Here is a 24,104-nt window from a genome sequence, read left to right on the forward strand (position 1 = left end):
GAAACATGAAAAAGTTTATAAAAAGAAAAAAAGTTAATTTTTTTGCAAAAAATAATATTGAATATATAGATTACAAAGATGTTGAATTATTAAAAAAATTTATTTCAAATAACGGTCAAATTTTACCAAGAAGAATAACAGGAACATCACCAAAAAGTCAAAGAATGCTTTCTGTTGCAATCAAAAGAGCTAGAATAATGGGTTTACTACCATTTGTTAATAAGTAATTGTGTTAAGCACCTAATTTTATTAGGTGCTTTTTTAATACTTTGCTATAATAATTTTGGTGATAAAAATGAAAGTTATTCTATTACAAGATGTAAAAAACTACGGTAAAAAAAATCAAATAGTTGAAGTTTCAGATGGTTATGCAAAAAACTATTTGATTCCAAATAAACTTGCTATTTATGCAACTAAATCTGATGTTGATCATTTAAATGTTAAGTTAAAAAAAGAAAGTCAAGAAAAAGAAAGTTTAATTAAAGAGCAAGAGAAGCTAAAAGAAAAAATAGAATCACTTATATTAAATTTCTCACTTAAGGTAAAAGATAATAAACCATTTGGGGCAGTATCTTTAACTCAAGTTTGTGATAGAATGGCAAAAGAACATCAAATAGTTCTTGATAAGAGAAAGTTTGAACAACATGAAAATTTAAACAAAATTGGATTGTTTTATTTAAAAGTAAAACTAGATTTTAAAATTCAAGCTACCCTAAAAGTTCAAATAGAAGGAAAAGAATAATGGAAAATCTTATGGACTTAGAACAACAATCGGTTCTGATTGACTCAGAAAAAACTGTTTTGGCAGTTGCAATGTATTCTGATAAAGCCCGTTTCAACATACTACATCAGCTAACAAGAACAGATTTTTCTAGGGACGCACACGGTATAATTTTTGATGCTATCAAAAAACTAAATGAAAATAGTCAAACAATTAGCATAACACAACTAACCGATTTTTTAGAAGGTACAAAAGAATTAAACAAAATCGGTGGTGTAGATTATCTTTCAGATATTTCTAGTTATTACTATACTGATGAGGGTTTTGAAGATTATGTAAGTATAATTTTTAAAAACTCAATAGGTAGACAATTAGATCAAGCTTTAATAAATATTAAACAAATGAGAGAGACAAAACAAAAATCTATCGAGGAAATATTTTTAGAAGCGCAAGAAAAAATTTTAAACATTAGAACAGAACTTGTAGATGACGAAATGTCAAGAATAAGCACAATAGTAGACGATGTTGTTGAAAAAATCGCTGCACTTGAAGAAAATGGTGAAATTATAAATGGAGTAACTTCTGGATTTACAGACATTGACTCTATTACTAATGGTTGACAAAAAGGTGATTTTATAATATTAGCTGCAAGACCAAGTATGGGGAAAACCGCTTTTGCCTTAAACCTAGCTGTTAATGCAGCTGAAAAAGGAAAAGGCGTAGCATTCTTTTCTTTAGAAATGCCAAAAGAACAATTGGTTCAACGTATATTGTCTTCTAATTCTGGGGTAGACGGGGCTTCATTGAGAAATGCAAGAGGTTTAGATAAAGATAAGTGATCTAAAATAACATCCGCAGCACAAAGTATCAAAAAAATGGATATAGTCATCGATGATTCACCAGGAATAAATGTTTTACAAATACAATCTAAATTAAGAAAAATGAAAAGAGATTTGAGAATAGATATTTGTTTTATAGATTACTTACAGCTTATATCATCAATATCAAACAAGGCTGAGAGTCGACAGAATGAAGTTGCCTCAATTTCTAGATACCTTAAAAAAATAGCTAGAGAATTGAAAATACCAATAATTTGTTTATCACAATTATCCCGTAGCGTTGAAAAAAGAGAAGAAAAAATACCACTAATGTCCGACTTACGTGATTCAGGAGCAATTGAACAGGACGCTGATATTATTATGTTTTTATATAGGGAAGCCTATTATAAAACAAAAGAATATGAAGTTTCTTCAAAGGATGACATTGACGAAACTGATGTAATTATTTCAAAACATAGAAATGGTGCCACAGGTGTTGTTAAAGTAAATTTTATGAGAAATTTTGGAAGATTTATAGACCAGACAAAAATTTCTTAATTATAATAAAAATTAATGTATTATATAAATTAGAAAAAGGGGAATAGTATGAAGAAGTTATTATCTTTTATGGGAGTTTTAGCATTATCGGCCAGCTCTTCATCAGCAGTTTTGGCTTGTGGAGCCATACCAAGTATAGATGTAAAAGTTTTAGTTGATGGTGTTGAGTTTGAGAAAAAAACTGATAAAGATGGAAAAGAATCGGATGTAAGTGTGTTAGAAGCATATAACAACACTTTGAATAAAAATAAAGTTTTATCAGTTGCAAGACAATTGCTAGAAGCCATTACTTTTACTAAAACAAAATATCAAAACCAAGAAAAACTTAATATAGAAAAAGAATTGTTAGGTCAAAACGGTATCAATATGTCTTTAAATAAATATATTGATGACAACAAAGATAACCAAGAAGAAGCATTTTTAAATTTTAAAAATTCTTACACTTCTTCAAGAAACACCAACTTTACATCTATCAATTTTGATAGAGCAAACAAAAAATCTATTTATAACAATGGTGACTCTCCAATCTTTTTGGTGAAGAAAATTTATAAAGAAAAACAGTTAGAGACTTCAGAAATAATGGATAGTTTTGATATAAAAAATGCAAGTGTGGATGATACAACTTCAAACGATCAAGCAACAACTGTAAATTCCGGAGATAAATTATCAGATGCTCTAAAAGTTATAGGTTTATCTGAGGATGATGCCAAAACCAAATATGCCAGCGATCCACAAAATCCAAATGATGATGAAAAGAAAATGATTTCAAAAGCATCAGTTTTAAAAAATGTAGAAACAAGTGAAATAAACTTGCTAGGAGATTTTGAAATTCCAACTAAAATTTCAAAAGAAATTGCAAATGCTGATAAACAAGAAGATGATAGTTATAAACCAAAAATAAATTATCAGTTGAAAGACGAATTTAAATTACATTTTGGTAAAGATAACAAAACTGTACAATCTAATGCAACCCTTATTTATTCTTTAAGTAATAAATTTGCAAATGTTGAATTAAACTTTACTGATCCCAATCATGGCGATCAATTGAATTATTTAATAAAATACACAAAAATTAATAATATAGTTATAAATTGAGGTTTAAGAAGTTCTGATATTTTATCTAATACTAGCGAAGACAATAGAACAGACCTATCTGTATATTGATATGAACCAGCGATATACCAATTTAAAGATGAAATAATCGCCCAAAACAATAAAAACATTTTTAATGTATTGGGAGAAAATTTTGATCCAGGAATAGAAATAAGTCAAATTAAGAGTTAAAACTCTTTTTTTGTATTTTTGGAAATTGAAAAAAACTTTAAATATGAGATAATATCAAATGAGGTGTAGCCTATGAATTACTACATTAGAATAGATGGAAAGTTATATATTGTGATGGATGAAAATACCGATGAGGTGGTTGCTGAGTTTGATAATGAAATAGACGCTCATGCATTTTTACAAACTCTATCAGGATCATTTTATTCAGAACAAACTATGATGGACGTTTATAGTGATTGAGGTAATTCATATGAAGAAGGTGATTGAATCTATGATGATTCATATCAATATGATAATCATTACTTTTGAGATGGTTATGAAAATCTAGATTTCGGGAACAGATTTTCAAACGCGGCTTCTTACAACTCTGAGATACAACATTTATATTCTCAAATGGCTGCAATGCAAGCAATGTACCAACAACAGCTATTAGCACAACAACAAGCTGCTTTTCAATATGCTTATGATCAACAAAGATTTGCTAATAGAGACTTTGCTAGTCAATATGGCCAACAACAATATACACCAAATCAATATGTCAGTCCAAATATGGGTTCTGAACAACAAAAACAAAGTGTGGAAGAAGCTATAGTTAATCAAAAGCCATTTATTAAAGATGAAGATATTTCTAAACTTGAAGAAATGGCACCAATCATACAACAACCTTTCAATAATTGAAGTAATGAATATGATAAGGTAAAACCTGCTTTACACCCAAACGACATTGATCAAATACAAAATAATAAGATTACAGATGATGTCATTAATAGAGCTAAGGAATTGGAAAACTTTAAGAACAGTCAAAAAGTTAATCAAAACTTTAGCGAAAAATCTTCCAAAAATGAATTGGATTATAGTAAAACACAAAAGCAAATAAAAAGTCAAACACAGGCAAATAGCGGACAAAATCCTATTGCAGCACCAATAAAAAGTGATGCAAGTACACAAACTCAGGCGTTACCAATGCCTGATGTTAATAAAAGTTTTAAGCACGACGACAAATCAACTGATAATTTAAATAATAATGCAACAAACTTTTCTCCAAAACCAATAGAAATTTTAACAAATAGGGATGCAATGAAACAAGTTCAACCCTCACAAATACAACCAATCAATAAACAACCAATTCAGGATAACAAATCAACAGAGAGTTCAAATAAAAATGTACCAAGTCCTGGATTAAAACAAGTTGAAGCTCCAATAAAAGGAGAAACAAGCTCACAAACTCAAGCATTACCAATGCCAAATTTAAACAAACAACCAATTCAGGATAACAAATCAACAGAGAGTTTAAATAAAAATGTACCAAGTCCTGGATTAAAACAAGTTGAAGCTCCAATAAAAGGAGAAGCAAATCCACAAACTCATGCCTTACAATTACCGGGTTTACATAAAGAAGAAAGTCAAACATCAGCAAGCGAACCAGATAAAAATGTATCAAATAATTTGGAACAATTTAGTGACAAAAAAATGCTTGCAGACAATTTAAACTCAGCAGAAACACAAAGTTCATCAGAACTAAATAATGAATCACAAAGTGGTTTTTTCATGGATGATTTTGATTTTGATGAGGGTGCTATTATACAGTTGGATGATTACATAATCAACAATACAGATGATGATAGTCTTGGTGAGGCTGCTAGTTACACTGAAAGAAAACCTCTTATTGATGGTAATAAAAAAGATCCTTTTGAAGAATATGAGATCAATTCTAAAACATTTATTATAAAAGAAAACCCTATAAAAAAAAGTACAGCGACAAATTTGAAGCAAAGTGAAATTTTGAAAGCTGCAAATGATTTACCAAAGAATGATGAAAGCGAAATCAAAAATTTAAGCTCAGATCAAAATATTTATAAAAATAGTCTAAATAACAATCAATCAAGTACTACATTTTCACAAAACGTACCAACCATTCCAAGTGAACCCATTTCACAAAACGTACCAACCATTCCAAGTGAACCAAATTTAGAAAAACAACCAATTATTGCACAATCTTTTGAAAATATAGAGCAAACTGAGGAAATAGTTACTTCTGAATTTGACAATACATTAGAAATTAAAAATACTATTTCAAACACCAAGGTCCAAACAACATCTCTTGATGAAGCATATTTAAATTTCATAAACGAGCAAGAATCCAATATCGGTAACAAAGTTGTTCAAAATAAAACAATCACAGAATTGTATGAAACTAGCAATGTAACTTTATCTAATTCTAACGGAAGAAATGATGATGTTATCGATCTTGGACCAATAGAAGAAGAAGATGATATTTTTTCAACCCCACGTATGGACTTTCAACAAGATGAAGAAGAGCAAGGTCCATTAACTAAAAAAGATAAAAAATTATTGAAAAAACTTAAAAAGCGAGATGAGATAAGTAGAAAGAAAATTGAAAAAAGATTAAAATAATGATTACTAATTACATGTGTTCTATAAAAGAAAATTGAAAAAAAATATTCACTTCAGTTGATATATTTAATAAACTAACCGAAATATTAGGAGAAATTGAAAAACTAGATAAAGTATGCCCCAAAAAAGAAGAAATATTTAAAGTTTTTGAACTTTTAGATTTTGACAAAGTAAAAGTAGTAATTATTGGGCAAGATCCCTATCACACACCAAATGTAGCAAATGGGATTGCATTTAGCTCTAATAACAATTCAAAGACACCAGCAAGTTTAAGAAATATTTTCAAAGAACTTAAAAGTGATCTTAATATAGATCATTTTAATAAAAACGACTTATCTGGATGAGTTGAGCAAGGCGTTTTATTATTAAATACTTCGCTTAGTGTTAAAGAAAATGAACCAGCATCACATAAGAATTTAGGGTGAGAAAAAATAATTTTAGAACTTTTAAAAAAACTTTATGAAAGCAATCGAAACATAATTTTTTGTTTATGAGGAAATTTTTCAAAAACACTATATAATAAACTTAATATAAAAAAAGGGTATGTGATTGAAAGTGCACACCCCTCTCCATTCAGCTATAAAAAAGGGTTTGAAAATAGTAAACCTTTTTCAAAGATAAATGGAATGTTAAAAAAAATTGATGGTAGTTCAATTGATTGAAGTTTGTAAAAGGAGATAGTTATGCAGAAATTCGCAGAAGCACTACTAAAAGGTAATAATATAGCATATTTAGGTGCTGCAATAATGGGATTTTTTATATTTTCTTACATAATCTACAACTGAATGTCATATGCTATTTTGAAAGAAAAGTATCATGGTATCAGATTTACAACAAAAAATATTGCATACATAACAATGCTTGTTGCTGTTAGTGTTAGTGTAACAGTTGTTGTTTCTTTAGCTGCTCCAATTACTGTTTTTCCACCAATTAGAATTGCTATTGAAGGATTAATGGTTAAAATAGCTGGGTTTATTTTTGGCCCAATTGTTGGTGTTATAGTTGGTTTGATAACTGAGGTTTTAGTTATGCTTTTTGTACCATCTTTTATTCACCCCGCTTTTATAATAATCGTTGTTTGTTATGGTTTTGTAGCCGGAATCGGATCTAGTTTTTTAAGGGTTGGTAGAGGTAATAACTGAATAATGTTGGCTTTAACAAATATCTTTTTAATAGGGTTTGGTATTGCAATGGTTTATGTGATTGATGCAGCCAAAAATATTGATGAAATACAGATAGTTTCTATAAAAATGGACAAACAAATATTTAAATGGGTATTTATAATATCAATTTTATTATGTGTATTTATGGTTTGGGCTATTGCTATTGGTGGAATGATTTCAAAACATAGAAAAATGTTAAACACTTATATGCCAATATTATTATTTGCTACTGCTTCAGAATACATCGTAACTTCGGTAATTTCAGCTTGAGGTGACTATGGATTCCTTGGGCTGCAACAAACTAACAACTCAAATGATAGTGGTTATATATTGATGTTTATGGCAAGACTAGTTCAAGCACCATTAAAAATTGTAACTAACGCAACAATACTTTATTATACATATAAAGCAGTTTCACCATTAATTAAAAGAGATAGATAGGTTTTGTTTATGATTAAATTGTATGACACTCTATCGGGTAGTTTAAAAGAATTAAAGAATAAAGAAATTAATATATACACATGTGGGCCTACAGTCTATAATTTTATTCATATTGGTAATGCTAGACCAATGATACTGACAGATACATTGGTTAGATTTTTAGAATTTCAAAATTACAAAGTAAATTATTTATTAAACATAACAGACGTTGATGACAAAATTATTCAAAGAGCTATTGAAGAAAATAGCGACGAACTGGAAATTTCAAAAAAATATACAAACTTTTTTTTGAAAGACTTAGAAGCATTAAACATAAAAATGCCTTCTAAAATAACACCCATATCAACTAAGCTAAATGAAATGATAATTTTTATTGAAGATCTAATTGCAAAAGGTTATGCATACGAAGTAGATGGAAATGTTTATTTTGATATTGAAAGTAATAAATCTGAATACGGTGTGTTATCAAAACAAAAAATAAAAGAGCTAAATATAGGGAATAGAGTTGAAAAAGAAGAGAATAAAAAAAATGCAGCAGATTTTGTTTTATGAAAAAAAACAAACCTAGGAATTAGATGAGAATCGCCTTGGGGTTTAGGAAGACCTGGATGACATACAGAATGTGCTTTGTTGATAGATGATTATTTTGATAGAGGACTTGATATTCATGTTGGTGGCATAGATTTAAAGTTCCCACATCATGAAAACGAAAGAATACAATATGTTTCAAAAAACTATACCGAATTAGCATCTATTTGAATGTACAATGGGCATTTGTCTGTCGAAGATGTAAAAATGTCTAAATCTTTAAATAACTTTATTTTAGTTAAAGATTTTTTGAGTGAGAACCACTCAAATATTTTAAGGTACATATATTTGGTTTCAAATTACAAACAACCTCAAAATTTATCAAGTTTAGTTATGAAACAAGCAGCAGATTGAAACAATAAAGTGATAAGTCTCATAAAACAAGTGGAGTGAATGACAATTATCAACGAATTAAAAATAGAATCAGAACCTATTAAAACTAATATAGAACAATTCATAAAATATATGAGTGATGATTTAAACACACCAATGGTTTTAACCTTAGTAGACAAAATGATTAAAGATTTAAATAAAGAAATTAAAGAAAAAGTTTTAACAACAAGTTTTGAAGATTTAAAAACTATTTTAAAAGTTTTGGGGTTTAATTTTCAAACTCCAAAAATATCAGAGAACGATAAAGAACTTTTAATTAATTGAAGAAAATCAATAAATGAAAAAAACTATGAAAAAGCAGACAATATTAGAGCGCAGTTGTATGAGAAAGGAATAATCTAAATGAATATAATTTATGGTAAAAATCCTGTGATCAATACCATTCAAAAAAATGAATCAATTATTAAAAGAGTTATTTTATTGAAAAACTCAGCAATTGACAACAATGTTTTAGAAATAATAAAACAAAAAAAATTAAAAGTAGATTATTTGGAAAAATCAGATTTTCAAAACTTGTTTAATAAAAAAGTCACACACCAAAATATTTTAGCTGAAGTAAAAGATTTTCAATTTTCTGATTTTAAATCTTTATTAGGTGAGCAAAATAAAAAGAATACTATTTTAATTCTTGATAGAATACAAGACCCAAACAATTTTGGGGCTATAATTAGAAGTGCAGTATTATTCGGAGTGAATGGTATTATAATACCCGAACACAATCAAGCAGGTGTAACACCAGCCGTTATGAAAGCTTCTGCCGGGACTGCTTATACAATTCCAATTGTTAAAGTTCCGAACTTAAGTCATGCAATTAGTTTATTAAAAGAAAAAAATTATTGAATATACTGTTCTTATCTAGGAGATGAATCATTAGATATTACAAAAACAGATTTTACTAAAAATTGTGTAATAATTTTAGGTAATGAAATGGAAGGAGTCGCAAACAAGATCATGAAAAAATCAGATTACTTATTTAAAATAAAAACAAATAATGATATTGACTCACTTAATGTTTCAGTAGCTGCTGGGATTATACTTTTTAACAGGTACAATAATGAATAAAAAATATATTGAAATATTAGCAAAACAAATAACTAAACACTTTGATAATTTTGGTTGAGAAGAAGCCAAAAACCTTGCTAAAATTTTAAAATTTGCTGCATCAAAAATAATAAACAAGGCACAAAACTATATACAAGACCCCCTTGAAGTATTAACATCAATTTATTTTGCAATTGTTGAAGCAAAAAGTGCAATTGAAAAATCAAAAAATAAAAATATAGAAGCATTCATTACAACCGTTGTAAAATACAGAGTAATGGATTATGTTAGAAGCGCTAAAGCAAAATATAAAGACATTATATACTACACAAGCCCCATAAAAAACGAAGGAAATGTTCAAGATACATTAGAAAATACTTTGATATCTAATGCTGCTTTCGATATTAACAAAGAATCTAATAGAATTGAAGATATAAGAGAATCTATTAAAGCCTTTTTTATAAAAAGTAGAAACTATATTGAAATAACTTTTATAAGACTTATTCTAAAAGGTTATACAAAAACTAGAGCATCGCAACTAATTGCCCTTAAACGGAGAGCATCTGAAGCTATCATATCAAAACTTAAAAAACATATAATTTCTTGGCATAATTAGTCAAGATACTATATAATATTGTTTAGAAGAGAGTAGTTTTATGTCAATTGTAAGTAAGAAAAAGGCTTTATTAGTATGCGAAGAATGTTTGTCAAGAAATTATACATTGCATAAAAGCACACTATCTCAAAGAGAAAGATTAGTAATCAAAAAATTTTGCAATACGTGCAATGCAAGAACAATTCATAAGGAGTCTAGATAAAAATGAAAGATAAAAATCCTAAAGCAGAAGCAAAAGCAGCTAAAATTCAAGAAAAACTAAAAAAACGAGAAGAAGCATTGGAAGCTAAAAGAATAAAAAAACAACAAAAAGATGAAGAAATGAAAGCGCTTTATCAAGCGTTTGATGCAGATAAAGGTTTAACTAGAGAAGAAAGAGTTCAAAAAGCAAGAAAAGTTAAAGTTAAAAAACACAAAGAAAAAGTTAACTTGAAACTTGCTTTTAAAGAAGCTCCAATTAAAATGTTAAAAGAAATTAACAAAATTAAATGAAGTAGTAGAAAAAATCTTGGTCAAAAGTTTTCATGAGTTGTAGTTTTCTTATTGGTGTTCGCATTGTTCTTTTATGGAGTAGATACTGGTCTTAAATATCTTTTCCAAGTTTTAAAAATTATTTAAGAGGTAAGAAATATGGAAAAAGAATTTTTAAGTTTAGAAGAAGAGTTAGAGTCTTTCAAGGGTCAATGATTTGTAATAAATTGCAATAGTGGTCATGAAGACAGAGTTAGAGCAGATCTATTGCAAAAAATAGAAACTTCAAGTTTAGAAGATAGGATTTTTGACATAAGAATTTCTAAATCACCTGTTGCATCAAAAAATAATAAAACAATAGATAAAAATAAATATCCAGGGTATTTATTTATAAATATGATTATGACTGATGAAACATGGTTTATTATTAGGAATACCCCTGGTGTTACTGGGTTTATTGGTTCATCTGGAAAAGGTGCAAAACCATTCCCTCTAACCGTTGAAGAGGTATCAAGAATTTTAGGTCAACAAAGTGAAGATAAAAAAGCTGGAGCAAAAGGATTTACACAACCTAAGAAAGAAAAAATTCTACATACTGCAGAATTTAAATTAAAAGACGTTGTTGTGGTAAAGTCAGGTCCATTTGAAAATACAGAAGGACAAGTAACAGAGATGGATTATGAAAAAGGGATAGCTATAGTGAGTGTAGAACTTTTTGGTAGAATCACACCAACAGAGTTTGAGTTTACTAACTTAGAATTAGCTTACAAACTTTAATCTAAAACAGCTTATTTAGAAGCTGTTTTTATTTTTTAAGGAGAGAAAATATGAAAAGTATAAAAATAAAAATTAATTTAAAAGACGGTAGATCAATGAAAGCAGAAATTTACCCAGAAATAGCACCGATAACCACAGGAAACTTTTTAAGATTAATTAATGAAAATTATTTTAATGATTTGATTTTTCATAGAGTTATAAAAGGATTTATGATTCAAGGGGGAGGACTTTTTGAAAGTTTAGAAGAAAAAGGTGGTCTTGAACCCATTCGTGGAGAATTTCAAGATAATGGTTGAGATAAAAACATGAATTTAAAACATGAACCAGGAATACTATCGATGGCAAGAACAAATGTTATGAATAGTGCTACAAGTCAATTTTTCATTGTCACAGGAGATGCAACATTTTTAGATGGCAAATATGCTTCATTTGGTAAACTTAGCGATGAAGACAGTTTAAAAATTGCTCTAGACATACAAAATGTAAAGACAAAAACAGAAGGTTACTATGACGATGTTCCCGAGGAACCCATCATTATTAAAAATATTGAAAAAATGGAATAATTTCTAAAAAAAAATTAAAAAAATAGGAAATTTTTTCTATTTTGATATATAATGAAATTGGGAACACTCCCACTTAGGTCTTAGAAAAAGAAACAACTATGATATTGAAAAAACCCATTTTAATTAGATGTTTCAGGGTGTTATTAACTCAAGGACAATTTTAAATAATGTAAAAAATATTTAAACATATATAAAAGTTAATTAGTGATGAAATTAACTTTTTTTTATGCTAAAAGTAAAAATAAATTTAAGATTTATTTAGATAATGTTACAATTATTTTGAAGACAAGGTGATAAATATGAAAAAATTAATTTTAGGTCAATTTTTTACTAAAAAAAATACCTGATTGACAAAACCGGTTATAAATTTTATAGAAAAAAACACCAAAAAATGCAAAAGCATTGTAGATCCATTTGCTGGTATAGGTGATTTGTTTACAACCATCAGAATTTTATTTAGTGATAAACAGGATTTTAAATATTTAGGATATGATATAGATGACAAACTGGGTTGAACTCAAAACGACAGTTTATTAAAAATTCCAAAAATTAGTAAATCTTTTTTTGTTACAAATCCTCCTTATTTATCTAAAAACAGTTGTAAAAGAAATGATTTTTCAGATTCTTATAAAAAATATTTTTTAAAATTTAAGTTTACAGATTTATATATGATAGCATTACATCAAATGATAGAAACAGGTCTTCCTGGAATAGCCATAGTTCCCGAAACTATAATTAAATCTACATTTCCGAAAGATAAAATTAATAGAATTGTTATAATTGAACCTAACCCATTTGAAGATACAGAAGTTCCCATATGTGTGGTTTGCTTTAATGGTTCAGTAAAAGAAAAAATTAAAATATATAAAAATGATAAATATATAGGAAAATTAGAAAATTTGAATAAATTATTACCAAAACCAGACTCTTTGTTTCTTTATGATTTAAGGTTTAATGATATAAGGGGTAAAATAGCTATAAAAGGTGTAGATTCAACAGATCCATTGAACAAAATTAAATTTTTAAATAAGGAAGATTTATTATATAGTATTTCTAAAATAAAAAACACTTCAAGAGCTATAACAATTGTTGGGTGTGAAATTTTTAAAAAGTGTAATCAAAATCAAATTAATAAAATCATAAAAGAAGCAAACACAATATTGCATAATTTTAGAGCAGCAACAAATGATGTTTTGTTGGCACCATTTAAAGGAAATAATAAAAAAGCAGAAAGAAGGAGAAGATTGGATTTTCATACCGCCAGAAACATTTTAGAAATAGCTTATTCAAATGTAATTTCAAGATAGGAGTAAAAAAATGTCTAAACCAAATTATGATGAACAATTCAAAAAAAAAATTAAGGAAAATTTTGAAGTCTTTGATATAAATGATTCTAACGTAAGAACGAAAATACAAAACTTTAGCAAAAAGTATGTTTTAGATTTTAAAACTGTGTTAGAAGAAGTTGAAAAAAGTGATATAGTTAAAGCTTTTTTTATAAAAGATCCCACAAAACAAAATATTCACGAAGACACTTTTGGAGATTTTTTAAAAAATATTAAAGGTGTTAAGAATTATATACAACTACCAAAAGGTAAAAATAGTGAAAATACAGTTTTCATAATAAATCAAGAAGTAAGAATGGGTTCTAAAACTCAAAAATCTATAACAAGCATGTCCAAATCAATAGATTTTAAATTTAACTATAAAAATTTGAATACTGATTTTTATGTATGTCATAAATACACAAACGAACCTGGAGGTGCACAAGATAATCAAAAGAATGATGTTATAAACACAATAAAAAATGCAAGTAGTCCATATATAAATTATGATATATTTATTTTGTTTGTTTGTGATGGAAATTATTGATCAAAAAAAGAAAAAAACTTTATTGAAGTTAGTAGTCACATAAATAATGAGAATTTTAAATTAATAAATTCAGAAGATCTTGAGGATTTTTTAAATAAATTTATTGACTTTGAAAAATAAGATTAATATTTCAAATTATAAATAAGTGTGTTATTATTATTAATGGCAGATTTTAATTGTGGAAGTATGAACTAAAAAGTTCAAGCGTTAGGACCACAGCGAAAACAGGAGGTGTTGTTCGTGGCAAAGAAAATCACACGTATAGCAAAATTAGAATTTATGGCAATGCAAGCAAAACCGGGAGCTGAATTAGCTTCTCTTGGAATAAACATGCCGCAATTCACACAACAATTTAATGACGCCACTAAAGAAAGAGCTGGAGAAGTTGTTCCAGTTGTTATTACAGCTTATGATGATAAATCATTTGATTTTGTATTAAAAACAACTCCAGCAGCATTCCTACTTAAAAAAGCAGCAGGAATACAAAAAGGAGCAAAAAACACAGGAAAAGAAGTTGTTGCAACATTAAGTGCAGATGAAATTAGAAAAATAGCAGAATACAAAATGGTGGATTTAAATGCAAATACCATTGAAGCCGCTATGAGAATAATTGAAGGTTCAGCAAGAAACATGGGTATAAAAGTAACAGGTATGCCTGAAAAAGAAGGTAAGTAGTTATGGCAAAAGTAAGTAAAAAATTAAAAGCTGTAAATGCAAAAGTTGATAAAAACAAACTATACCCAATAACTGAAGCTGTAAAACTTGCAAAAGAAACTTCAATAACTAAATTTGATGCAACAGTTGAAATAGCATTTAACTTAAATGTAGATCCAAGACATGCCGATCAACAAATAAGAGGTGCATTAGTTTTACCAGGAGGAACTGGAAAAACTCAAAAAGTTTTAGTTTTAACTAAAACAAAAGCAAAAGAGGCTCAAGAAGCAGGTGCTGATTTTGTTGGGGCAGAAGAACTAATACAAAAAATTCAAAAAGAAAACTGATTTGATTATGATGTAATAGTTGCTACTCCAGAAATGATGGCTGAACTAGGAAAAATAGGTAAAATTTTAGGGCCAAAAGGTTTAATGCCTAACCCTAAAACAGGAACTGTAACACCTGATGTTAAAAAAGCACTTGAAGAAATTAAAAAAGGGAAAGTTGAATACAGAACTGATAAAGAAGGTAATGTGCACTCAATCCTTGGTAAAGTTTCTTTTAAAGAAGAAAACTTATTACAAAACTATTCAGCATTATTAGATGTTATAAGAAAAGCTAAACCCGCTGCTGTTAAAGGGACATACATTAAAAATATCTCAGTGACAACAACAATGGGTCCAGGAATCAAAGTTCTAATAGAACACTAAAACAAAAAACTCTTACAATAAGAGTTTTTTGTTTTTTTATTTAAATATTTAAGTAAAGGATTTAAAATATAAATATTAGTTTAATAGAAATTTGAGGAAAGAAATATGAAGTGATGATTTTCAGATTATGATGGGACTATTAATTTAGAACATAATGACACAATTGATCCTAGAGATTTAGATTTTATAAACCGTTGAATCGAAAACGGAAACTCTTTTTCAATAGCGACTGGCAGAATGCCTCATGAAATTGAAGCTGTTTTAGATAAAGCAAAAGTACCATATAATTACATAATTTGTAACAATGGTGCTGTTATATACGAAAAAGGCAAAGGAATAATATTAAACACTCCTATTCCCATGGAAGAAAGACAAAATATTATAAAACTATTTAAAAAATTAAGAGATGATCATATTTTGGGATATTGTTTATTAGATCAAAGAAGAGATTATTCAAAAGTACCAGTAGAAGAAATTGACTCAAATCCTTTTTTATCATTTAATGGTCCACATAAAAATAATTTTGAAGAAGGAGAAAAAGAGATATTAAATAGCAAAGATTTAAATCTCTTATATATTTATTTAAGAGTTGATGAGGCAGAACCTTTAAAAAAAATAGTTAAAGAAATGCTTCCTAATTGTAAAGTTGTTAGAACCCATAAAAACATACTTGAGATAATGCACCCCAAAGTATCTAAGGGTGATGGTATAGAAAGAATAAGAGATTTAAAGCATTTTGATTATAAAGATGTTGTAACCTCTGGGGATGGTGAAAATGACATAGAAATGTTGGATGTTACAAACCATTCATTTGCAATGAGTAATCATCAACCGAATGTTGAAAAACGTGCAAAACACATAATTGATAACGTTTTTGAAATTGAAAAATACATAAAATTTTAGCTTTTAAAGCTAATTTTTTATGTATTTGAACTCTACATACATTTTGTCATTAAATCAGTTACTGTAATAACCATCAATAGCATCAGTAGTAATCTCGAATGCTAATTTAATTTTGTCCCCGTCTTGAGGCTCTTCATCTAACTTTTCTAGTTCAACTTTAGCGATAAAAATTTGGTTATTATCATATCGTTTCAGTAAAGAGACTTTAAAGCTTGGCTTTCTATAATAATCATAATACCCAGCACTATCATTGTAAATGAATGTATCTGATTTGAATTCAACCGTACTATAATCAATGGCATCATTTCCAAAAATAAAGAATACATCTAAATAATCATTTTTGCCAACAAACTCTTTTTGGTTGGTATAAGCATGATTATAATCGGTATTGTAACCATTTGGATTTGATAAACTACAAGATGTAACCATAAAACCATTCAAAAGTGTTCCACCAGTAATTAAAAATCTTAAAAGCTTTTTCATTTTTATTCCCCCAAATTTTTATACCTTTATTTATCTCTGTAAGTAATGGTGTAAACACCTAAATTAAGTGCTAAGTTTTTCATTAAAAATGTCAATGTATATTTATCCCCTGAATTCATAACATGATCACTTTTGATAATTATTTCAGCTCAATACAATCTTTCTTGTTCAGGATTTTTTGATACTCCATTTTTAAAACCAAAAATTGAGGATTCAAAACTATTAGAATCTATTTCTGTGCCTACTTTTTTAGAGTAAATCATAAATACTATTTCTGAATTTAAAAAACTCTCATCCCCAATGAAGAAAAAGACATTTATTTTATCTTCTAAACCAACAAATTCGTTTTTATCAATATATGCTTTGTTGAAAAATGTATTATAACCAAAGTTATTTGCGCAACTAGTTGCTAATCCTGCTGAACTACTAATTGCTAAAATACCAAGAACAGGCAATATTTTTTTCATATTCAAACTCCTATTTATATTAAATATATTATAACTTTTAAATTCAAATTAAACTCATTACAAAAAATATTTTTTTTTACTAAATAAATTTTAAATATTAGTAAAAGTAGTGCCATTATTTTAAAAACCTTTACAATTAGTATAAGTTCTCAACAACTTCTTTTTTTATGTTGAGACAATAGAAGGGTATTTTAAAAATGAAGAAAATTAGCGATTTTTTTTCTACAAAAGTTAAGCTAAAAATTATGATTTTTTCAATAGTTTTTGGGATTTACTTTTTATTTAGTTTTTTAATGGCAACACCTGGTGTTGGAATTGAATCACTTAGATTTATTAATAGCGTTCATAACCAAATTTCTCAAGTTATGCCACAAGGGGTTTATGTAATTGATGGAAAAGATCCAGCATACAACACTGTTATGGAAAATGTTATTAAAAAAGCATATAGTGCAGATGCTATATCTACATTAAATTCATACACAACTAAAAATTATGAAAAAAAGAGAAGTGACTATGCTGAATTTGCAGCAAAATGATATGAAAATAGATGAGGGGAATCTGCAAAAAATAATCAAGATATCGATTTATATGATTTAGGGGTAAATTTAATCGAATTTGATAAAGCTGTTTCAACAGAGTTTTTAAGTTATGGTTATGTTAATCCAGGGATTGGATGAATATTTAGAGATGGCGGACTTAAAGAAATTTTTTCAAGTCATATTAAAGAGGAGTTATTAAGAAACCAAACATTTATTGATCAAGACTTATATGATTCAAAAATGGAAACTTCTCCTGTTGGAATGGAAGGAATTGATATCTATTCTTCAATTGGTTCATTACTTGTTAATAACAAAGTGTGATATTTAAATAAACAAATTCAAAACATTAAATATGGAATGAACATATTTGGTCACAGTATTTTTAAAGATAAAACTTTAAATGAATCAAAAATGCCAAAAACAAAAGTAGAAATAAATGAACTATATGTACCGCACTTTACTGAGGTTCTTGATAATTTAAGAGCTGGATCAATTTTATTTTTTGTAGCTCTTGCAACTGTTCCTTTTTATGCATTTGCATTAACTGTGTTATTGATCAACAAGAAAAGAGGTAATAGCTAATGAAAAAAATACTTACTTTATTATCTGTAATTGCGTTGTCAAGTACTTCTGCAGTATCTGCAGTAGCATGTACTCCAGCTCAAATGGACGTTGATTTAGGTTCATCAATTATAGGAACTAATATAAATAAAGCAAATGCAAAAGATTTAAGTGTAAATCCAGACACACATCACGGTGTGTCAAATTTCTTTACATTAGGAGATAGTCTTAGTGATAATGGAGGGCTTGTTACAATAGCGCAAGATGAATTGGGTGTTACTCCAAAAATTACTGGAGAATACAAAAACGGTTTTAGCAACGGACTAAGAACTGTTGAGTTAATCAACAATATGATTTTTGATAAAGAAAAAGAAAGCGTTGATACTTTTAAAGCATCAAACTTAATTCATAGTGCTGACATTGATTACAAAAAAGATGAAAGCAGTACAGCAGAAAAAGTATGAGGAAGAAATTATTCAGTTGGAGGAGCAACAGCAGCCGACGCTGGAGGGTTGTTTGGACAACTACTGATGAAAAATACAGGTATTTATAAACAAGCTCAAGCTCTTGTTCAACAACAAGTTATTAATGAAAAAGATTTATTTGTAGTTGAAATTGGAGGAAATGATTTGTTTGGTTTGGCAGCAGCTCAAGATGATTACAATGCTCAAAGAACTATCATGACTAGTGCAATAGATAATATAAGAAATGCATTATTTACACTAGTAAATAATGGAGCAAAAAGAATTTTATTCTTAACTCCACCAGACATTTTATTAACACCAGGTCACAAAGGTGATGATAAAGTTAAAGTTGGTAATTTATGTAAAGAGTTTGACGCAAAAATTGCTGAAGTTGTTAAAGAAGTAAATGCAAAATACGCAGATACTCTTGAGGTTTACAATTTATACCAAAAACTACAAGAAATATTAGATGGATTTAAAAAAGGAAATCCGAATGCAAATATTACAGATAAGTTTTGTATATCTACAGCATTTGATTTGGCAGAACTAGATCTTACAAATCTTGAAATTAAAGCAACACGTGCAGAAGGCAATGAAGAGAAAAATATTGATGATTATTTCTTTATTGACGATGTTCACCCAACTGCAGCAGGACATAAATATGTTTCAAAAATAATATGAGACTTACTAGTTGCAAAAAATTGGGTAACTAACTAAGAAAGGAATTAAATATGAAAAAGTTAATTAGTTTATTAGGTGTTGTTTCAATTTCGGCATCTTCACTATCTTTTGTGGTTTCATGTCAGAAAGACAACAGACAATTTGATAATTCAAACGATCAAAAAAACATACAACAACTTTTAACTCAATACTCAAAAGCATTATATTTAAATGAAAATGAGATTGATACAACAAGCGATGGACTTGGAAAGATTCACTATAGTTCATCTTATGTAATGAGTGATCATGTCAAAAATAATTATTTATCAAGTTTAGGTTTAAATGATTTTGATGGTGTTGAAATAAATGATTATTCAAGATATAGTGATATAGCTCAAAAGTATTTCAAAAATAGTACTGATATTATTGACCAAAACACACAAGTTGACGACAGTGTTTATAAAGGAGAAGTTATTTCATTAGAATCTCCTTCCGGAATTATGGGTACAATTATGTCATTGGTACAATCTTTACCAACAATTATGGGAGCTTTATCTAATCCAGCTGCATTAGCACCATTGCTAGCAGTGCTATCTAAAAAATTAGATACATTAGTATCACCTAGTTTAATTCATCAATTAGGAAATATTTTATCAGCAGATGTTTTAAAAGATTTAGAAAAAGCTTTTAGTTTTGATGCTTACAAAGATGAAAACGGAAATGTGTTTTCATATGAAGATGCACTAAACTCAAGTATTATTGCTTTATCAAATTCATTAGATAAAATTGTAAATAAAGATTCAGACAAAGCGGCATTAGCGAACAATAATAAAGAAAATATTAACAACAATATAAAAGATGCAGCTAAACTGATTGGTTCAAATATTTCAGGGATATTTAAAAAAACAAAAAGTTTAAGTTTAGATATTTTAACAGATGCTAAATATATTCCGGGAGTATTGTACTTTTTAAGAACTTTACTTGTATACTTGAATTCATTTAAATTAAAAACTTTGACAAATGATAAGTTATCAATTGTTGATATTGATAAGCAAAGAACAGCTACAATAAAACAAGAAGATAATGTATTAGATTTAAAAAATATAGTTGATGTTTTAAGTACTTTAACAGAAGACACTGACGGTAATGGTGGAACAGTTTTAAAAAATCTGATTGGAGCAATCTTAGCAACACCCGGAGATAAAACACCAGATGATGCAAAAGCTTTGGGTTTAAATACACCATATACAGGAGAAAAACATGGACTGATGACTGTTATTACAGGACTTCTTAGTGAAATGCTTGGAGGAGAAAACTTACAAGCAGGACCTGCAACTATAAATGTAGACTCATTTTTAAGAATATTTATAAACTGAGGTTTTGGATATAATTCTTCAGATGCTGCTTCACTGATTGGGGCTTTGTATAGCTTCAAAGATAGTCTTCCAGATATGTTAAAAAGCTTTTTAACAAATATTGGGGAAGCTGATTGAAAAGCTAATTTTGGTGAAAAAGGTAAATTTATAAACTACCTATATAGCAGTGATAAAGCATTGGGGGCGTCAGTTAAAAAATTACTACAAAACCCAATTGGAGATATTTTAAAATTACCATTATTATCTTCATTACTTGGTGGTAGTGCTGATGCTGAGAAAAAGTTTGATGATAAAAAAGATGTTACTTTTGGATTCTTATTATCAACTTCAGTTCAAAAAATTGTTGCCGATCTAAAAAGCAACTTAGATAAAGTTAAAGATGAATCTAAATACGTAATCAATTTTGATTTATTTGGAAAATTATTTAAAAGTTTATATATAGATGATTTATTCAAAAAAGCTACAGAAGACATTCCAAACATGATGCATATTCTTGGATTAAGTGACGATAATAAATCTTTTAAAGATGGTTCACCTTTAGCTATTTTACAAACTATCATAACAAACTATATTGGTGTATTATCAGATTTAGTAAACGAAATTACTGGACTTATGAATGAATATAATAAAAAATTAGCAAAAACAAAAGTTGTAGCTAATTCAGTATTTGATAGTTTAGAAGTAAATGTTGAGTCATCATTAACTAATGATTTTACTTACAAGATAAATGATAAAAAAACTAATGTAACAAATACTTTTGAAATTAAACTAGCTTATGAAGGTAAGTACTTAGTAGTTAGAAATATTAAAAAAGTTGCTTAATGAAATCATATCTTCGGATATGATTTTTTATTAAAAATTAAAATTTTATGTTATTATATATATGCTATTCGTACCGAAGAAAGTAACTGGGTATTACCCTTAATTTGTTACCGAGGAATGAAACATCATTTATAAGATCTATTCTAATAGATTATTAGTGTGTTTTTAATTAACCTCGGAAATAACTTTTCGAGGTTTTATTTTGATTTTATATATAGAGTAGTAAAAAAGGAGGTCATTATTAGTGTCACAATCAAGACCAGCACATGCAAAAAAAGGTGAAATTGTTAAAGACATTGCTAACAGAATTAAAAACTGTAAAGGAATGGTTATAGCAGAATACAAAAACCTAACTGTTGCTCAAATGACAGATTTAAGAAACAAAGCTCGTGAACAAGGAATTTATATAAAAGTTTATAAAGATTCATTATTCAGAAGAGCCGTTGAAGAATTAAAAATTCAAGGTTTGGAACCTTACTCAATCGGACAAAATGTTTATATTTTTTCGGATGAAGAAGCGTTATTTGCACCAAAATTAGTTTCTAATTTCGCAAAAATAAATCCAGACTTAAAACTTAAAGCAGGTATTTATGAAGGTAATGTTATGGATACAAGTGCAATTAATGAAATTGCATCACTTCCATCAAAAGATGAACTATACTCAATGTTTGCTTCATCATTGATTTACCCATTACGTCAATTTATGTTGACTGTTAAAGAATTAGCAAAAACAAAATCAGAATAAAAATTAAAAGAGTACTAATAGCAAAATAATAAATTTGAAAAGGAGATTAAAAAAATGGCAATTACAAAAGATGATATTATTAAAGCTTTAGAAGAAATGAAATTAACTGAATTAAACGATTTAGTTAAAGCTATCGAAGATCACTTTGGGGTTGTTGCAGCAGCAGCTGTAGCAGCACCAGCAGCAGGCGGAGGGGCAGCAGCAGCTCCATCAGAAGTTAGCGTTATGTTAACAAATGCTGGAGGAAACAAAGTTTCAGTTATTAAAATAGTTAAAGAAATCACAGGTTTAGGATTAATGGATGCTAAAAAATTAGTGGACGGAACTTTACCAGTAGCTATTAAAGAAAATGTAAAAGTTGAAGAAGCAGAAGAAATGAAAAAACAATTAATGGAAGCTGGAGCTTCAGTAGATTTAAAATAATATTTTATTTTTTTAAGATTATTACAATCAATTTTGGTTGTAATAATCTTTTTTTAATTTAAACTTTTAAAAAGAGGTGTTTTATGGCAAAATCAAATTTAATTAAATTATTGAAACCATACATAACAAATAAGAACATAGAAATTGGAGATTTTACATATTACTATACATTTGATGGTGAGCAAGGTTTAATAGAATTTCAAAATAAAAATGTTTTGTATCATTTTCCACAATTCAATGACACCAAACTAGTTATTGGTAACTATTGTGCTATTGCAGATCAAGTTAAATTTATTATGAGTGGTGCCAATCACAGAATAAACACAATATCAACTTATCCTTTTGAAATGTTTAAAGAGTTTAATGATGATCAAAATCTAATAAAAAACACACCAGAAATAAAAGGAGAAACTGTAGTTGGTCATGATGTATGAATTGGATATGGAGCTACAATTATGCCTGGAGTAAAAATTGGTAATGGATCAATAATAGGAGCAATGAGTGTTGTTACAAAAAATGTAGAACCATATACCATCGTTGCTGGTAATCCAGCTAAAATAATTAGAAAAAGATTTAGCGATAAAAGTATAGAAAAAATTGAAAAACTAAGGTGATGAGATAAAAGTCCCGAAGAAGTTAAAAAATTACTACCTTTATTAACTAGCACAAAAATAGAAGAGGACGAATAAAGTGAATCAGTGAATATTTAAAAAATTAGCTTACCTAAAAACAAACTACAGAGTTGTTATTCTAAAATTGTTTCTTTTAATTTCGGGAATGTTTTTAATGGCTTTGGGTATCAGATTATATATACCAACTCAAATTGGAGCTAGCCAAGTGGATTTCAGTATATACACAATGATTGGTTTAAAAAGCGGAACCACAGGTATATTTGAAAATAATAACCAGGTGCTTGAACAATACTATGCCAACTTTTTGACTTATTTTTACATAGGACTTACTTTTATAGCCGCAATTTTTTCTACTATTTCGACAATTAAAGAGTTCAAATCAACAAAAGATAAAACAATTTGAATAAACTATACATTTAAAATATTGTTTGATGTGATAATTACATTTTTATTACCTCAGATAGTTAATTTATTTAATGATCTAATCTCTTCTAATAGCATTTTAAATCTACTGAGAGATGACTTTTCAGGACAAAATAGTCCTGGTAAAGCAGCCTGATTTTTCCTTTTAGCTTACATAATATATATTGTTGGTATTTGTTTATGAGTTAAATCAACATGGGCACTTGGACCGTATAATAGTATTTGTTCTGAGTTTGTAAGATTGACAAAAATTAAATATGGTGCATCACGCTTTATTTGTGATATATTAATGATTTTGCCTGGTGTTCTTTTCTTTGGTCTAATAACAAATGGAGATAAATTGTCATTTTTCTTCACAAACTTTTCAATAGCAACAATGGTTTTTTTATTTTTAACAGGACCCATTTGTAACACTTTGATTAAAAGGCTTGACAAAGTTTTAGATTACAACAAACTAACAAAATAAAAATATTTCCGAAAATAGTAAAAATATATGGAATAATTTTTAATTATACATATAT

General features: G+C 28.0%; 28 protein-coding genes and 1 other annotated feature. Of the genes, 26 read left to right on the top strand and 2 right to left on the bottom strand.

Annotated elements, in window-relative coordinates; all coding sequences use genetic code 4:
• Positions 1–5: 5 nt before the first annotated feature.
• From rpsR to SHELI_RS00205, 19 genes are all read left to right on the top strand, one after another.
• Complete coding sequence (gene rpsR / locus SHELI_RS00120) at positions 6–227, top strand: 30S ribosomal protein S18 (RefSeq protein WP_332307437.1); 222 nt, start codon at positions 6–8, stop codon at positions 225–227.
• A gap of 68 nt (positions 228–295) precedes the next feature.
• Entirely contained in the window at positions 296–742 is a 447-nt protein-coding gene (rplI, locus tag SHELI_RS00125) for a 50S ribosomal protein L9 (RefSeq protein ID WP_069115763.1), read from the top strand.
• Entirely contained in the window at positions 742–2,097 is a 1,356-nt protein-coding gene (gene dnaB / locus SHELI_RS00130) for a replicative DNA helicase (RefSeq protein ID WP_069115764.1), read from the top strand. Before rplI ends, dnaB begins: the two co-directional genes overlap by 1 nt.
• A gap of 48 nt (positions 2,098–2,145) precedes the next feature.
• A complete protein-coding gene (locus tag SHELI_RS00135; protein WP_069115765.1) occupies positions 2,146–3,381 on the top strand; it encodes a hypothetical protein in 1,236 nt (411 codons plus the stop codon).
• A 72-nt stretch (positions 3,382–3,453) separates the two neighbouring features.
• Positions 3,454–5,796: a hypothetical protein gene (locus tag SHELI_RS00140; RefSeq protein WP_069115766.1), complete on the top strand. Its 2,343-nt coding sequence runs from the start codon at positions 3,454–3,456 to the stop codon at positions 5,794–5,796.
• Positions 5,796–6,467, top strand: a complete 672-nt coding sequence (locus tag SHELI_RS00145) for a uracil-DNA glycosylase (protein WP_198146097.1) — start codon at positions 5,796–5,798, stop codon at positions 6,465–6,467. Before SHELI_RS00140 ends, SHELI_RS00145 begins: the two co-directional genes overlap by 1 nt.
• Positions 6,468–6,479: 12 nt before the next feature.
• Positions 6,480–7,400, top strand: a complete 921-nt coding sequence (locus tag SHELI_RS00150) for a hypothetical protein (protein ID WP_069115767.1) — start codon at positions 6,480–6,482, stop codon at positions 7,398–7,400.
• A gap of 9 nt (positions 7,401–7,409) precedes the next feature.
• Positions 7,410–8,723 carry a cysteine--tRNA ligase gene (cysS, locus tag SHELI_RS00155; protein WP_232306382.1) on the top strand — a complete coding sequence of 438 codons (1,314 nt, stop codon included), beginning with the start codon at positions 7,410–7,412 and terminating at the stop codon, positions 8,721–8,723.
• On the top strand, positions 8,724–9,443 hold the full coding sequence (rlmB, locus tag SHELI_RS00160) for a 23S rRNA (guanosine(2251)-2'-O)-methyltransferase RlmB (RefSeq protein WP_069115768.1): 720 nt from the start codon (positions 8,724–8,726) through the stop codon (positions 9,441–9,443).
• Complete coding sequence (locus SHELI_RS00165; RefSeq protein WP_069115769.1) at positions 9,436–10,038, top strand: hypothetical protein; 603 nt, start codon at positions 9,436–9,438, stop codon at positions 10,036–10,038. Before rlmB ends, SHELI_RS00165 begins: the two co-directional genes overlap by 8 nt.
• A 40-nt stretch (positions 10,039–10,078) precedes the next feature.
• Positions 10,079–10,240 (top strand): 50S ribosomal protein L33, encoded by a 162-nt coding sequence (gene rpmG, locus SHELI_RS05885; protein WP_084449210.1) that lies wholly within the window; start codon positions 10,079–10,081, stop codon positions 10,238–10,240.
• A 2-nt stretch (positions 10,241–10,242) separates the two neighbouring features.
• Positions 10,243–10,656, top strand: a complete 414-nt coding sequence (secE, locus tag SHELI_RS00170) for a preprotein translocase subunit SecE (RefSeq protein ID WP_069115770.1) — start codon at positions 10,243–10,245, stop codon at positions 10,654–10,656.
• Positions 10,657–10,668: 12 nt separating this feature from the next.
• Complete coding sequence (gene nusG / locus SHELI_RS00175; RefSeq protein WP_069115771.1) at positions 10,669–11,286, top strand: transcription termination/antitermination protein NusG; 618 nt, start codon at positions 10,669–10,671, stop codon at positions 11,284–11,286.
• 50 nt (positions 11,287–11,336) lie between these two features.
• Positions 11,337–11,849 carry a peptidylprolyl isomerase gene (locus SHELI_RS00180; protein ID WP_069115772.1) on the top strand — a complete coding sequence of 171 codons (513 nt, stop codon included), beginning with the start codon at positions 11,337–11,339 and terminating at the stop codon, positions 11,847–11,849.
• Between the two features lie 299 nt (positions 11,850–12,148).
• Positions 12,149–13,156 carry a hypothetical protein gene (locus tag SHELI_RS00185; RefSeq protein WP_069115773.1) on the top strand — a complete coding sequence of 336 codons (1,008 nt, stop codon included), beginning with the start codon at positions 12,149–12,151 and terminating at the stop codon, positions 13,154–13,156.
• Between the two features lie 10 nt (positions 13,157–13,166).
• Positions 13,167–13,841: a hypothetical protein gene (locus SHELI_RS00190; protein ID WP_069115774.1), complete on the top strand. Its 675-nt coding sequence runs from the start codon at positions 13,167–13,169 to the stop codon at positions 13,839–13,841.
• Between the two features lie 120 nt (positions 13,842–13,961).
• Positions 13,962–14,396 (top strand): 50S ribosomal protein L11, encoded by a 435-nt coding sequence (rplK, locus tag SHELI_RS00195; protein ID WP_069115775.1) that lies wholly within the window; start codon positions 13,962–13,964, stop codon positions 14,394–14,396.
• 2 nt (positions 14,397–14,398) lie between these two features.
• Complete coding sequence (rplA, locus tag SHELI_RS00200) at positions 14,399–15,085, top strand: 50S ribosomal protein L1 (RefSeq protein ID WP_069115776.1); 687 nt, start codon at positions 14,399–14,401, stop codon at positions 15,083–15,085.
• 105 nt (positions 15,086–15,190) lie between these two features.
• Entirely contained in the window at positions 15,191–15,988 is a 798-nt protein-coding gene (locus SHELI_RS00205) for a Cof-type HAD-IIB family hydrolase (RefSeq protein ID WP_069115777.1), read from the top strand.
• Between the two features lie 9 nt (positions 15,989–15,997).
• Here the strand turns inward: SHELI_RS00205 and SHELI_RS00210 are convergent, their stop codons facing one another.
• Positions 15,998–16,471: a hypothetical protein gene (locus SHELI_RS00210; protein WP_069115778.1), complete on the bottom strand. Its 474-nt coding sequence runs from the start codon at positions 16,469–16,471 to the stop codon at positions 15,998–16,000.
• A gap of 26 nt (positions 16,472–16,497) precedes the next feature.
• Positions 16,498–16,938, bottom strand: a complete 441-nt coding sequence (locus SHELI_RS00215; protein ID WP_069115779.1) for a hypothetical protein — start codon at positions 16,936–16,938, stop codon at positions 16,498–16,500.
• A 197-nt stretch (positions 16,939–17,135) separates the two neighbouring features.
• Here SHELI_RS00215 and SHELI_RS00220 point away from each other — a divergent pair, with 197 nt between their 5' ends.
• The 7 genes from SHELI_RS00220 to SHELI_RS00250 all read left to right on the top strand — a co-directional run bounded on the left by SHELI_RS00220 (position 17,136) and on the right by SHELI_RS00250 (position 24,049).
• Entirely contained in the window at positions 17,136–18,059 is a 924-nt protein-coding gene (locus SHELI_RS00220; RefSeq protein ID WP_069115780.1) for a hypothetical protein, read from the top strand.
• On the top strand, positions 18,059–19,219 hold the full coding sequence (locus SHELI_RS00225; protein ID WP_069115781.1) for an SGNH/GDSL hydrolase family protein: 1,161 nt from the start codon (positions 18,059–18,061) through the stop codon (positions 19,217–19,219). The genes SHELI_RS00220 and SHELI_RS00225 overlap by 1 nt, the downstream gene beginning before the upstream one ends.
• A gap of 14 nt (positions 19,220–19,233) precedes the next feature.
• Positions 19,234–21,360 carry an MOLPALP family lipoprotein gene (locus tag SHELI_RS00230; protein WP_069115782.1) on the top strand — a complete coding sequence of 709 codons (2,127 nt, stop codon included), beginning with the start codon at positions 19,234–19,236 and terminating at the stop codon, positions 21,358–21,360.
• A gap of 55 nt (positions 21,361–21,415) precedes the next feature.
• Positions 21,416–21,570: a sequence feature (ribosomal protein L10 leader region), on the top strand.
• Positions 21,571–21,604: 34 nt separating this feature from the next.
• Positions 21,605–22,105, top strand: a complete 501-nt coding sequence (rplJ, locus tag SHELI_RS00235) for a 50S ribosomal protein L10 (RefSeq protein WP_069115783.1) — start codon at positions 21,605–21,607, stop codon at positions 22,103–22,105.
• Between the two features lie 54 nt (positions 22,106–22,159).
• Positions 22,160–22,528, top strand: a complete 369-nt coding sequence (gene rplL, locus SHELI_RS00240; RefSeq protein WP_069115784.1) for a 50S ribosomal protein L7/L12 — start codon at positions 22,160–22,162, stop codon at positions 22,526–22,528.
• An 83-nt stretch (positions 22,529–22,611) separates the two neighbouring features.
• Positions 22,612–23,217 carry a CatB-related O-acetyltransferase gene (locus SHELI_RS00245; RefSeq protein WP_069115785.1) on the top strand — a complete coding sequence of 202 codons (606 nt, stop codon included), beginning with the start codon at positions 22,612–22,614 and terminating at the stop codon, positions 23,215–23,217.
• 1 nt (position 23,218) lies between these two features.
• Positions 23,219–24,049 (top strand): SPE_1075/MLC_0560 family membrane protein, encoded by an 831-nt coding sequence (locus tag SHELI_RS00250; RefSeq protein ID WP_069115786.1) that lies wholly within the window; start codon positions 23,219–23,221, stop codon positions 24,047–24,049.
• Positions 24,050–24,104 lie beyond the last annotated feature (55 nt).

The sequence above is a fragment of the Spiroplasma helicoides genome (assembly GCF_001715535.1).
Taxonomy (GTDB): Bacteria; Bacillota_I; Bacilli_A; order Mycoplasmatales; family Mycoplasmataceae; genus Spiroplasma_A; species Spiroplasma_A helicoides.